The organism is Bradyrhizobium sp. SZCCHNS1050 (genome assembly GCF_032484785.1).
GTDB lineage: Bacteria > Pseudomonadota > Alphaproteobacteria > Rhizobiales > Xanthobacteraceae > Bradyrhizobium.
Genome location: NZ_JAUETR010000001.1, coordinates 4,189,651 through 4,201,321, shown reverse-complemented (window position 1 = coordinate 4,201,321; position 11,671 = coordinate 4,189,651). Strand labels below are relative to the sequence as shown.

The window sequence follows — 11,671 nt, the reverse complement described above, 5'->3', positions numbered from 1 at the left end:
CCATCGTTTCAGACAACCTCAGACGACAGAGAGATTGCCATGACCAAGCTCACCCGCCGCGGCCTGCTCGGCGCCGGCGCCGCGATCGGCGGCAGCTTCATCCTGCCGCGCGTGTCGATCGCGCAGGGAGACAACCGTCCCTCGGTCACCATCGCCGTGCAGAAGGTGACCAATTCGAACGTGCTCGACGTGCTGCGCGAGCAGTCCAATGTCGGCGAGCGCGTGTTCTACTCGTCGCTGTGGGAAAGCCTGATCTCGAAGAACTTCCGCGGCAATCTCGAAGCCGTCCCCGGCCTCGCCACCGAGTGGAAGCGCATCGACGACCAGACCGTCGAATTGAAGCTGCGCCAGGGCGTCAAGTTCCACAATGGTGACGAGATGACGTCCGAGGACGTCGTGTTCTCGTTCAGCCGCGAGCGCATGTTCGGCGACAGCGAGGCCAAGAGCCGCACCACCATCAAGGCGTTCGAGAAGATCCCGACGCCGCGCCCGGGCAAGGAGCTGCCGCCGGACGTGATTGGCGTCGCGCGCCGGATGTGGCCGGACCTGGTTCGCGTCGACGCCGTCGACAAATACACCGTGCGCTTCGTCAACGCGACGCCCGACGTCACCATCGAAGGCCGCCTGATGCGCTATGGCTCCGACATCATGAGCCGGCGCGGCTGGGAGGAAGCGGCGAGCTATCTCGACTGGGCGCGCAAGCCGATCACGACGGGTCCCTACAAGATCGTCGAGTTCAAGCCGGACGTGTCGCTGACGCTCGAAGCCCATGACGAATATTGGGGTGGCCGTCCGCCGCTGAAGCGCATCCGATTCCTGGAAGTGCCGGAGGTCGCGAGCCGCATCAACGGGCTCCTGTCTGGCGAATATCAGTTCGCCTGCGACATCCCGCCGGACCAGATCGCCGGCATCGAGAAGAACGCGGCGTTCGAGGTCCAGGGCGGCACCATCCTCAATCACCGTCTCACCGTGTTCGACAAGAACCACCCGCAGCTCGCCAATCCGCTGGTGCGCCGCGCCTTCACCCATGCGATCGACCGCCAGGCCATCGTCGACAGCCTGTGGGCCGGCCGCACCCGGGTGCCGAAGGGCCTGCAGTGGGAATTCTACGGCGACATGTTCATCGCCGACTGGAGCGTGCCGGCATTCGATCCGAAGCTGGCACAGGACCTGCTCAAGCAGGCCGGCTACAAGGGTGACCCGATCCCGTATCGACTGCTCAACAACTACTACACCAACCAGGTCGCGACCGCGCAGGTGCTGGTCGAGATGTGGCAGGCGGTCGGCCTCAACGTTCAGATCGAGACCAAGGAGAACTGGTCCCAGATTCTCGAGCGCGCTCCGACCCGCGCGGTGCGCGACTGGTCCAACTCGGCCGCGTTCAACGATCCCGTCTCCTCGCTCGTCGCCCAGCATGGCCCCAACGGCCAGCAGCAGCAGGTCGGCGAATGGAGCAATGACGAGCTCAATCGTCTTTCCGAATTCCTGGAGACCTCGACCGATCGCGAGGCGCGCAAGAAGGCGTTCCGCCGCATGCTGGAGATCGCCGAGCGCGAGGACCCCGCTTACACGGTGCTGCACCAGAACGCGACCTTCACCGCCAAGCCGAAGTCGATCAAGTGGAAGGCCTCGCCGGCCTTCGCGATGGACTTCCGCACCGGCAACTACGGTGCGTGACGCCGTGGCGCCGCTGGTCAGCATCTCCGAACTGAAGGTCGCCTTCGACGGCACGCCCGTGCTGCACGGCATCGATCTTGACATCGGTAGGGGCGAGGCCATCGGCCTCGTCGGCGAGTCCGGATCCGGCAAGTCGGTGACGTGGCTCGCGGCGCTGGGTCTCCTGCCCGGCAAGGCGAAAGTATCAGGCTCGGCCAGGCTCGAAGGCCGCGAGCTGCTCGGCGCTGACGGCAAGGTGCTCGACCAGGTGCGCGGCCGCCGCATCGCGATGATCTTCCAGGATCCCGCCAGCGCGCTCAATCCGGTGCTCACGATCCGGCGCCAGTTGTGCGAAAGCCTCGCGCTGCATCGCGGGCTGCGCGGCGAGGCTGCGCGGGCCGAGGCGCTCAGGCTGCTCGATCTCGTCGGCATCCCCGATGCGGCACGCCGGCTGTCCGCCTATCCGCACGAGTTCTCCGGCGGCCAAGTCCAGCGCATCATGATCGCAATGGCGCTGGCCGGACAGCCCGAGCTGCTGATCGCCGACGAACCCACCACCGCGCTCGACGCCACCATCCAGGCGCAGATCCTCGATCTGCTGTCGGCCATCCGGCGCGAGTTCAACATGGCGATGATCCTGATCAGCCATGACCTCGGCGTCGTCGCGGAGAATTGCGACCACGTCTGCGTGATGTATGCCGGCCGCATCGTCGAGCGCGCGCCCGCGACGCGGCTGTTCGATGATCCCTGGCACCCTTATGCGCAGGGCCTGATCGGCGCGCTGCCGCCGCTCGATGGCGTCAGGCGGCGGCTGCAGGCCATTCCCGGAACAGTGCCTGATCCGCGCGCACTGCCCAGCGGCTGCGCCTTCGCGCCGCGCTGCACGTTTGCCGGCGACGGCTGCCATGCCGGCGTGCCGCCGCTGGCGCCGGTCGAGCCGGACCGCGCGGTGGCCTGCCTGCGGCCGCAGCGCCTGCCGATGGAGCTCGCCGCCGAATGACAGCGCCGCTGGTCGAGGTCCAGGCGATCTCGCGCACCTATCGGATGAGGACCGGCCTGTTCGGACGCGCCGCATCCGTCCACGCCGTCGACGGCCTGAGCTTCTCGATCCAAAAGGGCGAGACGCTCGGCATCGTCGGCGAGTCCGGCTCCGGCAAATCCACCACCGGCCGCATGGTGCTCGGTCTCGAGCCGCCCGACCGCGGCAGTGTGCGCTTCGACGGCGCCCCGATCGCAGCACCAGGCTCGGCGGCGTGGCGCGCCCAGCGCGCGCGCATGCAGATGATCTTCCAGGATCCGCTCGGCGCGCTCGATCGACGACTTCCCGTTGCCGCGCAGATCCGCGAGCCGCTCGACATCCACGACATCGGCACGGCCGCCGAGCGCGACGCGCGCGTGCATGAGCTGCTCCAGGCTGTCGATCTCAACGACGGCCATGGCGCCCGCTATCCCGGCGCGCTGTCGGGCGGTCAGCGCCAGCGCATCGTGCTCGCCCGTGCGCTGGCGACCAAGCCCGACTTCCTCGTCTGCGACGAACCGGTCAGCGCGCTCGACGTCTCGATCCAGGCGCAGGTGGTGAACCTGCTGGTCGATCTCCAGGTCCGGCTCGGTCTGACGATGCTGTTCATCAGCCATGATCTGCGCGTCGTCCGGCAGATCAGCAGCAAGGTGGCCGTGATGTATCTCGGCCGCATCGTCGAATATGGCGATGCCGACGACCTGTTCGCGCGGCCGCAACATCCCTACACGCAGGCGCTGGTGTCCGCTTCCCCTGCTCCGGGACGCCGCAGCACCAGCCGCATCGTACTGACGGGCGACCCGCCGAATCCGGCGGCGCGCCCCGCCGGCTGTGCCTTCCACCCGCGCTGCAGCCACGCGACCGCCCGCTGCGCCAACGAGTTGCCCGCGCTCGCCGCCCTGGATCGGCAGCGCCAGGTGGCCTGTCATCTCGTTTCGGGGCTGCAGTCGCAGACCGAGGTCGCCGCGTGATGCTGCGCTATTTCGCCATCCGCCTGGCGCGTGCGCTGCTGACCATCGCACTCGTCGTCACCTTTGCCTTCATCGTGCTGCGGCTGTCGGGCGATCCCGCGCTGATGATCATGGGGCCCGAGGCGCCGCCCGAGGTCATCGCCGCCTTCCGCAAGGCGTGGGGTCTCGATCATCCGATCTGGATGCAGTATCTCGACTACTTCAAGGCGATCGGCCAGGGCGAGCTCGGACGCTCGATGCGCGACGGCCGGCCCGCGATCCAGCTCGTCATCGAGCGCATCCCCGCGACCTTGGCGCTGACCATTCCGGCGTTCCTGCTGAAAGTGCTGCTCGGCATTCCCGCCGGCATCTACGCCGCGCTGCACCGCGGATCGGCGATCGACCGCGCCGTGATGATCACGGCGGTGGCGGGCTTCACGGTGCCGAGCTTCGTGCTGGCCCTGATCCTGGTGCTGATCTTCGCCGTGCAGCTCGGCTGGCTGCCGTCGGGCGGACAGGACTCGTGGCGGCACGCCATCCTGCCGATCGTGACGCTCGGCTTCGGCGGCGCCGCGGTGCTGGCGCGGTTCACGCGCAGCGCCATGCTGGAAATTCTCGGCCAGCCCTACATCAGAACGGCGTCGGCCAAGGGCGTGCCGTGGCGCCGGGTGATCACGGATCACGCGCTGCCCAACGCGGCGATCCCCACCGTCACCATTCTCGGCTTCATGGTCGGCAGCCTGATCGCCGGCGCGGTCGTCGTCGAGAGCGTGTTCTCCTGGCCCGGCGTCGGCCGTCTCCTGGTCGTCGCCGTCGCCAACCGCGACCTCGCGGTCGTGCAATGCATCCTGCTGCTGGTGGCGATGACCATGGTCACGTCGAACCTGATGGTGGACTTCCTCTACGGCCTGCTGGATCCGCGGCTGCGCAGCAAGGGAGCCGAGGCATGACCGACCTTGCATTGAAATCGCCTGCCGCGCGGCGGCTGTGCTGGCCGAACATTCCCGTCTCCGTGACCATCGCAGTCGGCTGGATCGTCGCGATGCTGCTGCTGGCGATCTTCGCCGATCAGCTCGCGCCGCATGGCTTCACCAAATTCGATCTGCGCCATCGCCTGTCGCTGCCGGGCAACCCGGCGCATTGGCTCGGCACCGACGAGCTCGGTCGCGACGTGCTGTCGCGTCTGATCGTGTCGATCCGGATTTCGCTCTTGATCGCGTTCGGCGCGACCGCGATCTCCGCCATCGCCGGCACCACGCTCGGCTTTCTCGCCGCGCATTTCCGCGGCCTGGTCGAGCAGGCCGTGCTGATGCTGGCGGACTTCCAGGCCAGCATGCCGTTCCTGATTCTGGCGCTCGCCGTGCTCGCCTTCTTCGGCAACTCGCTGCCGCTCTTGATCGGGTTGATGGGCCTGTTCGGCTGGGAGCGCTATGCGCGCATCGCGCGCGGCCTCGCCATCTCCGCCAATGCACAAGGCTATGCCGCCGCCGTCCGACAGCTCGGCGCAACGCCGCAGCGCGTCTATCTCAGGCACATCCTGCCGAACATCGCCTCGACCCTCATCGTGTCGATGACGCTGGTGTTTCCCGAAGTCATCCTGCTGGAGTCCGGTCTCTCCTTCCTCGGCCTCGGCGTGCAGCCGCCGATGACGAGCCTTGGCAACATGGTCGGCTATGGCCGCGAATATCTGACGCGCGCACCATGGATCATGTTGGCACCGGCGATCACCATCGTGGTGACGACGCTCGCCGTCTCGATGATCGGCGACTGGCTGCGCGACCGGCTCGATCCGACGCTGCAATAGCCTCGATCAGCGACGAGCCTCGTGACTCGCCGCGGCACTATGCTCGCAGATGATCAGGGCATGCCCCGCTTGCTCGCCCGCCAGCGCCATCCATCTCGACGCCTGCTGCAACCACTGATCGCGGCGAGCCGGATCGCGTTCGGCCTCCTCGCGACAGCTCAATGCCGCAGTCATGCACGCCGATCTTCTGTCCATGAATCATGGTCCGAAACATCAACTTAAACGGCACTTACATATAATATCGCGACTTCAGATTGCGATCAATTCGATGCTGCCTAGCCGCTACGCTTCCGCATGACGCATCGGCAATGAATGATGCGCGTGACAGGCGGCGACCGCGGCATGGCCGAATGCCACCGCGATCTGATGCAGGTCGGTGACGACGTCGCCGATGCCATAGAGTCCCGCGACGCCGCAGCGCTGCTTGGCATCGACCTCGAGAAAGCCATCGGATGTATGCCGCGCGCCGAGCTTGATGGCGAGCTCGGAGCGAACATCGGCGCCCATCGCAGGATACACGATCTCGAACCGTTCGCTGCTGCCGTCGACGAATGACGCCTCGATCGCACCGTCTTGGCGCTGCAACGCATGAAGTTGTGGCGTCACCCGAACGCCGGCGGCGGCGAGCTCCTGCCGCTTCGCCGCATCCTGCTCATCATCGATCGGGATCAAGGTGACGTCCGAACTGTAGACGCGCATGAACAGCGCCTTGCCAGCGGCGTGACCGAGCGCGCCCACGATGGCGATCTTGTGGTCGATGGTTTCAAAGCCGTCGCAGACCGGACAATAGCGCAGCTCGCCGTCACGGACCGCCGCTCTCCAATCGGCGAGCGACGTCTGCTTGTCGACGATACCCGTCGCGAGGATGACGCGCTGTGCCGCGACCGCACCGCGCTCGTGAGTCGCGACCAGATCTCCGTCATGCGTCTCGAGAGCGCTCACCGTCCTCCGGACGATAGGAACGTGAAGTTCCTCGACCTGCCGCTGCATTCGTGCGAGCAGCTCGCTTCCGGGCATGCCGTTCGGGAACCCCGGCAGGTTGTGGCTCCGCGGAATCAGCGCCGCCCGCGATGCGCCGCCATCGACGACCACGACCCCACGCCGGAACCGGGCCAGGTAAATCGCGGCCATCAGTCCAGCTGGCCCGCCGCCTATGACGAGGACTTCGGTGCGCATTGCCGCCCTGCTCCAGTCCTGGCTCAAGCTGCATCGGAGCAGAAAGTTCTCGCGCGGAAAACATTTCGGCAAACGTGTCGATGAAATCGACCCGGAACTCTCTGGAACACAAGTGGAACTTTTGCCACTGAGGGACGTTAACCTATGTCACTGCCGCGGCGGAAAAGCCGTGCAAACTTGGCAGCGAGGGGATTTGTTGCGAGGGCGCGTGGATGCGATTTGTAAATTCGACTGATGAAAGCTTGATGGCGTACTACGAAAGTGTCCGAAAGCAGGTGGCCGCCGACAGCCGGATCGGGGGCCCCTACCGTTTGATCGGCGATCGGGCCAAGCAGTATGCGCAGGAGCTCCAGGCCGAGATGCGGCGGCGGCAGTTGCGCTTCACGCCGATCGATTGGCCGAACTGATTGGGCAAGGGATCGTGGGGCTCACCTCAGCGCTCAAGTTGAAGTATTGCGTTCGACCAGACAGCGCGGCGGTCGTTATTGCGCCCTCTCCCCTTGTGGGAGGCAAGTAGGACAGAGTTTGCGGACGGGCTTGCGATGCCCTCTCCCACAAGGGGAGAGGGCGCTGTATTCTGCAGTGTCACCGCAAAGCCGCGCGAAGCGGGGTCGTCATCATTCCCACGACCAGCTCGAGAAATCATTCTCGAACTGCGGCACGTCCTTCCAGACACCCTTGAGCTTCTTGTTGATGATTGTGATCCACTGCGGCTGGAACAGGAAGCCCGCAGCGGCATCGGTCGCCAGCATGCGCTGGGCATCGCCGAGCAGCTTGGCGCGCTCGGTCTCGTTCGGCGTATCGACAATCGACTGGTAGAGCTTGTCGAAGGCCTCGGACTGATAGCCGAAGTAGTAATTCTTGTCGGTGAACTTCACGAGATCGAACGGCTCGACATGCGAGACGATGGTCAGGTCGAAATCATGCGGTCCGTTGAAGACCTGTGACAGCCACGCCGCCCATTCGAGATTCTCGATCTTGGCGACGATGCCGACCTTGGCCAATTGAGCCGCGAGCACCTCGCCGCCCTGGCGGGCATAGGCCGGCGGCGGCAGCCGCAGCGACAGTTGCAGCGGCGTGGTCACGCCGGCTTCGGCGAGCAGCTTCTTGGCCTTCTCCGGGTCGTAGGGATTGATGTCGGTGGTGTCGACATAGCCGAGCGAGCCCGGCACGTAGAAGCTGCCGATCGGCGTACCCAGGCCGTCGACGGCGCCTTCGACCATCGCCTTGCGATCGATCGCAGCAAGGATCGCGCGGCGGACGCGGACGTCGTCGAGCGGCTTCTTCTTGTTGTTGATGGTGACGATCGTCTTCGCCTTTGAGCCGCCGATCAGCACGGTGAAGCGCGGGTCGGACTTGAACTGCGCGATGGTGCGCGCCGTGGTGCCGCGCGGGAAGGCATCGACGTCACCCGACAACAGCGCAGCGACCTGCGCTGCCGGATCGGAGATGAAGCGGATCGTCACCTTGGACAGCTTCACGGCTGCGGCGTTGCGATAGTCGGGCCATTTGTTCAAGGTCAGGGACGAGCCCTTGGCCCAGCTCCCCAGCGTGTACGGTCCAGTACCGACCGGCTGCGTCGCGTTGGTCGGCGCGCTCTTCGGCTCGACGATCGAGGCGGTGGCCTGTCCGAGCAGGAACGGCAGGTTGGGCTCAGAATATTTCAGCTTGACGACGATGGTCTCCGCGTCGGGAGCCGTCACGGACTCCATCGCCTGGAACAGCGCCTTGTCCTTGTTGGTGCTGTTGGCGGCGCCGGCGCGCTCGAACGAGAACTTCACCGCGGCGGAATCGAACGCCTCGCCGTTCTGGAATTTCACGCCCTTGGCGAGCTTGAACGTGTAGCTCTTCAGATCGGACGAGGCCTGCCAGCTCGAGGCCAGCAGCGGCGAGACCGAGCCGTCCTCGTTGATCTTGGTCAGCGTCTCATAGACGTTGTAGAGCGTCACCTCGGCGATGGCCGCCGCGGCCGCGCTGGTCGGATCGAGCCCCGGCGGCTCCAAGGTCATGCCGACAACGACGCTATCCTTCTTGCTCTGCGCGAGAGCCGGCGCGACGGCCGCAACGAGCGCGGCCATGGCGATGATCGATAGTTTCTTGAACATTGTTTGTTTCTCCCTGAGGAAGCCAAATTACGCGTCAAAGCGGCTTCGAGACAAGTGGCTGCAGTTCCGTTGCGACGAGCGCCGGCAGCGCCATTACGCTTTCCGCCCGATGGCAGGCAGCGGAATGCTGTCCGGTGAGCGCTCGCAACGCGGGGGCCGTCGCGCGGCACCGGGCATCGGCGAGCGGACAACGGGGCGCGTAGGCGCATCCGGCCGCGCCGAGGGATTGCGAAGCGATCGCAACGCTCTCGCGACGGCGCCGGACCGCGCCGGCCTGGGCCCGCGGCACGGCGTCGAGGAGCGCCCGCGTGTAGGGATGCGCGCAACTTCCGAACAAGTCCTCCGGCCGCCCGCGCTCGACGATGCGGCCGAGATACATCACCGCAACCTCGTCGCAGAGATAGTCGACGACCGCGAGATCATGACTGATCAGCACGTAGCTCAGGCCGAACTGCTCCTGCAGATCCTGCATCAGGTTGAGAACCTGCGCCTGCACGGAGACATCCAGCGCCGACACCGGCTCGTCGGCGACGATCAGCTTCGGCTGGGTGATCAGGGCCCGCGCGATCGCGATGCGCTGGCGCTGCCCCCCGGAAAATTCATGCGGATATTTGTCCATGTCGGCATCGCGCAATCCGACCTGCCGCAGCACGCTCGCGACGCGCCTGCGGAGAGAATCGCGATCCGAGTGTTCGAGAGCGGTCAGCGGCTCGGCGACGATGCGCGCAATGGTCTGGCGCGGATCGAGTGATCCGTACGGATCCTGAAATACCATCTGGAAATCGCGGCGCGCCCGCCGCAGCTCATCCACCGGGAGGCGGTTGAGATCGCGGCCCACCATCAGCACCGATCCCGCTGACGGCCGCTCCAGCGCCATGATCAGCCGCGCCAGGGTCGACTTGCCAGAGCCGGACTCGCCGACGATGCCGAGGCTCTTGCCCGCCTTCAACGACAGCGACACGCCGTTCAGCGCGAGCACCTCGCCGGGCGGCCGCAGCAGACTCTCTCGCGGCAGCGTGTAGCGCTGTACGAGATCCCTGACCTCGAGCAGCGGCGTCTCTGCAACTCCTTGCGCGGCGGTGCTCAAGCGACCACTCCCGCCGGATCACACGCGAGCGCGACGCCGGTCCGGATGCACCGGACGCCGTGCCCGGCGCCGATCTCGATCGACGGCGGCAGCGCCGTGCGACAGGCGTCGATCGCCAGCCCGCAGCGATCTGCGAACGGACAACCGGCCGGAAGATCGGCGAGCTCCGGCACGGTACCCGCGATGGTCGCAAGGCGCGTGCCCTTGCGGGCCCCGAGCCGCGGCCGCGCGCGGAACAGGCCCTGCGTGTAGGGATGCCCCATGCGCGAGAACACGGCGTCCGTGGTGCCGCTCTCGACCACCGTGCCGCCATACATCACGATCATGCGCTGGACGTTCTCGGCGATGACACCGAGATCATGCGAGATCAAGATCATCGCCATGCCGCGCTCGGCGACCAGATCGGCGATGAGGTCGAGGATCTGGCGCTGGATGGTGACGTCGAGCGCAGTGGTCGGCTCGTCGGCGATCAGCACGTCGGGCTTGCAGGCGAGCGCCATCGCGATGGTGATGCGCTGGCGCTGGCCGCCGGAGAACTGGTGCGGATAGGCGCCGTAGCGTCGGGCGGGATCCGGCAGACCGACGCGGTCGAGGAGCGCGATCGCCTGTCGTTTCGCCTCGGTCGCCGTGCAGCCGATATGCCGCAGCAGCGGCTCGGCCACCTGATGACCGATCGTATGCATCGGGTTGAGCGCGGTCATTGGCTCCTGGAAGATCATGCTGATGCGGTTGCCGCGCAGCTTGCAGTAATCGGCATCACCGAGACCGACCAGCTCGCGGCCATCGAGCGTGATGCTGCCGCTGACGACGGCGCTGTCAGGCAGAAGGCCAAGCAGAGCGAGCGCCGTGATCGACTTGCCGCAACCGGACTCGCCGACGATGCCGAGCGTCTCGCCGCGCCGGAGCGTGAAGGAGACCTCGCGCACGGCTTGCGCCGAGCCGCGGCTGGTATTGAGGCGGATGCCGAGACCCGACACATCGAGCAGAGGCTGATCGCCTACCGTCATCGCTGCCTCGCCAGCCGTGGGTCGAGCAGATCGCGCAGGCCGTCGCCGAGCAGGTTCAGGCCGAGCACCGCGAGCGCGATGGCGGCACCGGGATACACGGCGAGGCTTGGCGACTGGAACAACAGGGTCTGCGCATCGTTCAGCATGCGTCCCCAGGACGGCTGCGGCGGCTGCGTGCCGAGGCCCAGATAGGACAGCGCCGCTTCCGCCAGGATCGCCAGCGCGAACTGGATCGTCGCCTGCACGATCAGAATCGACAAGATGTTCGGCAGCACGTGCTCGATGGTGATGCGGAAGCGGCCCTTGCCGGCGGCGCGCGCAGCCAGGATGAACTCGCGCGCCCAGACCGCACCGGCGGAGCCGCGGGTGACGCGCACGAACACCGGGATCTGGAAGATGCCGATCGCGGTGATCGACGTCACCATGCCCGGCCCGATCACCGCCGCCAGCATGATCGCCGACAGCACCGCGGGAAAGGCGAAGGTGAAGTCGCTGAAGCGCATGATCAGTTCCTCGGTCCAGCCGCGCTGCGCGGCTGCGACCAGGCCAAGGCAGACGCCGCAGGTGAGACCGATGCCGACGGCGATGATGCCGACCAGAATGGTCGCGCGCGCACCCACCAGCAATAGCGAGACGATGTCGCGGCCGAGCACGTCGGTGCCCAGCCAATGCGCTGCTGATGGCGGCCGCAATTTGGACGCGACATCGATCTCATAGGCCGACCATGGCGTCCAGAGCAGCGACAGCAGCGCGGCGCCGAGCACCAGCAGACAGAGCAGCGCGCCGACCGTGAAGCTGCGATGGCGCAGCGCGCGGCGCCAGAACGCGTTGGACGCAGGCGCAGCGCCCGTTTGAACGACCACGGCGG

General features: G+C 66.4%; 12 protein-coding genes. 7 read left to right on the top strand and 5 right to left on the bottom strand.

Features of this window, described 5'->3' with window-relative positions:
• The first annotated feature begins 39 nt into the window (after positions 1 to 39).
• From QX094_RS19035 to QX094_RS19015, 5 genes are read left to right on the top strand one after another with little or no spacing between them, the layout of a single operon-like run.
• Positions 40 to 1,677, top strand: a complete 1,638-nt coding sequence (locus tag QX094_RS19035) for an ABC transporter substrate-binding protein (RefSeq protein ID WP_315714271.1) — start codon at positions 40 to 42, stop codon at positions 1,675 to 1,677.
• A gap of 4 nt (positions 1,678 to 1,681) precedes the next feature.
• Positions 1,682 to 2,656, top strand: coding sequence for an ABC transporter ATP-binding protein (locus QX094_RS19030; protein ID WP_315750445.1), 975 nt, complete (start codon positions 1,682 to 1,684; stop codon positions 2,654 to 2,656).
• Complete coding sequence (locus tag QX094_RS19025; RefSeq protein ID WP_315714270.1) at positions 2,653 to 3,645, top strand: oligopeptide/dipeptide ABC transporter ATP-binding protein; 993 nt, start codon at positions 2,653 to 2,655, stop codon at positions 3,643 to 3,645. Before QX094_RS19030 ends, QX094_RS19025 begins: the two co-directional genes overlap by 4 nt.
• The gene (locus tag QX094_RS19020; protein ID WP_315714392.1) at positions 3,645 to 4,574 is read left to right on the top strand and encodes an ABC transporter permease; all 930 of its coding nucleotides are present in this window, start codon (positions 3,645 to 3,647) and stop codon (positions 4,572 to 4,574) included. The genes QX094_RS19025 and QX094_RS19020 overlap by 1 nt, the downstream gene beginning before the upstream one ends.
• Positions 4,571 to 5,428 (top strand): ABC transporter permease, encoded by an 858-nt coding sequence (locus QX094_RS19015; RefSeq protein ID WP_315714269.1) that lies wholly within the window; start codon positions 4,571 to 4,573, stop codon positions 5,426 to 5,428. Before QX094_RS19020 ends, QX094_RS19015 begins: the two co-directional genes overlap by 4 nt.
• Before the next feature lie 282 nt (positions 5,429 to 5,710).
• On the opposite strand, the gene QX094_RS19010 is transcribed toward QX094_RS19015, so the two are convergent.
• Complete coding sequence (locus QX094_RS19010; RefSeq protein WP_315714268.1) at positions 5,711 to 6,604, bottom strand: NAD(P)/FAD-dependent oxidoreductase; 894 nt, start codon at positions 6,602 to 6,604, stop codon at positions 5,711 to 5,713.
• Between QX094_RS19010 and QX094_RS19005 the strand changes: the two genes are divergently transcribed.
• A complete protein-coding gene (locus QX094_RS19005; RefSeq protein WP_315714267.1) occupies positions 6,597 to 6,839 on the top strand; it encodes a hypothetical protein in 243 nt (80 codons plus the stop codon). The genes QX094_RS19010 and QX094_RS19005 overlap by 8 nt on opposite strands.
• A 10-nt stretch (positions 6,840 to 6,849) precedes the next feature.
• Positions 6,850 to 7,011, top strand: coding sequence for a hypothetical protein (locus tag QX094_RS19000; protein WP_315714266.1), 162 nt, complete (start codon positions 6,850 to 6,852; stop codon positions 7,009 to 7,011).
• Positions 7,012 to 7,221: 210 nt separating this feature from the next.
• Here the strand turns inward: QX094_RS19000 and QX094_RS18995 are convergent, their stop codons facing one another.
• The 4 genes from QX094_RS18995 to QX094_RS18980 are packed head-to-tail and all read right to left on the bottom strand — an operon-like array spanning position 7,222 to position 11,666.
• Complete coding sequence (locus QX094_RS18995) at positions 7,222 to 8,709, bottom strand: ABC transporter substrate-binding protein (RefSeq protein ID WP_315714265.1); 1,488 nt, start codon at positions 8,707 to 8,709, stop codon at positions 7,222 to 7,224.
• A 34-nt stretch (positions 8,710 to 8,743) separates the two neighbouring features.
• Complete coding sequence (locus QX094_RS18990; RefSeq protein WP_315714264.1) at positions 8,744 to 9,796, bottom strand: oligopeptide/dipeptide ABC transporter ATP-binding protein; 1,053 nt, start codon at positions 9,794 to 9,796, stop codon at positions 8,744 to 8,746.
• Positions 9,793 to 10,803: an ABC transporter ATP-binding protein gene (locus tag QX094_RS18985; protein ID WP_315714263.1), complete on the bottom strand. Its 1,011-nt coding sequence runs from the start codon at positions 10,801 to 10,803 to the stop codon at positions 9,793 to 9,795. The genes QX094_RS18990 and QX094_RS18985 overlap by 4 nt, the downstream gene beginning before the upstream one ends.
• Positions 10,800 to 11,666, bottom strand: a complete 867-nt coding sequence (locus QX094_RS18980) for an ABC transporter permease (RefSeq protein ID WP_315714262.1) — start codon at positions 11,664 to 11,666, stop codon at positions 10,800 to 10,802. The genes QX094_RS18985 and QX094_RS18980 overlap by 4 nt, the downstream gene beginning before the upstream one ends.
• Between the last annotated feature and the right edge of the window lie 5 nt (positions 11,667 to 11,671).

Bases quoted from the DNA above. Each gene is read 5' to 3' on its own strand.
- QX094_RS19010 (WP_315714268.1), bottom strand. From the start codon at position 6,604: ATGCGCACCGAAGTCCTCGTCATAGGCGGCGGGCCAGCTGGACTGATG.
- QX094_RS18985 (WP_315714263.1), bottom strand. From the start codon at position 10,803: ATGACGGTAGGCGATCAGCCTCTGCTCGATGTGTCGGGTCTCGGCATC.
- QX094_RS19020 (WP_315714392.1), top strand. From the start codon at position 3,645: ATGCTGCGCTATTTCGCCATCCGCCTGGCGCGTGCGCTGCTGACCATC.
- QX094_RS19035 (WP_315714271.1), top strand. From the start codon at position 40: ATGACCAAGCTCACCCGCCGCGGCCTGCTCGGCGCCGGCGCCGCGATC.
- QX094_RS18995 (WP_315714265.1), bottom strand. From the start codon at position 8,709: ATGTTCAAGAAACTATCGATCATCGCCATGGCCGCGCTCGTTGCGGCC.
- QX094_RS19015 (WP_315714269.1), top strand. From the start codon at position 4,571: ATGACCGACCTTGCATTGAAATCGCCTGCCGCGCGGCGGCTGTGCTGG.
- QX094_RS19025 (WP_315714270.1), top strand. From the start codon at position 2,653: ATGACAGCGCCGCTGGTCGAGGTCCAGGCGATCTCGCGCACCTATCGG.
- QX094_RS19000 (WP_315714266.1), top strand. From the start codon at position 6,850: ATGGCGTACTACGAAAGTGTCCGAAAGCAGGTGGCCGCCGACAGCCGG.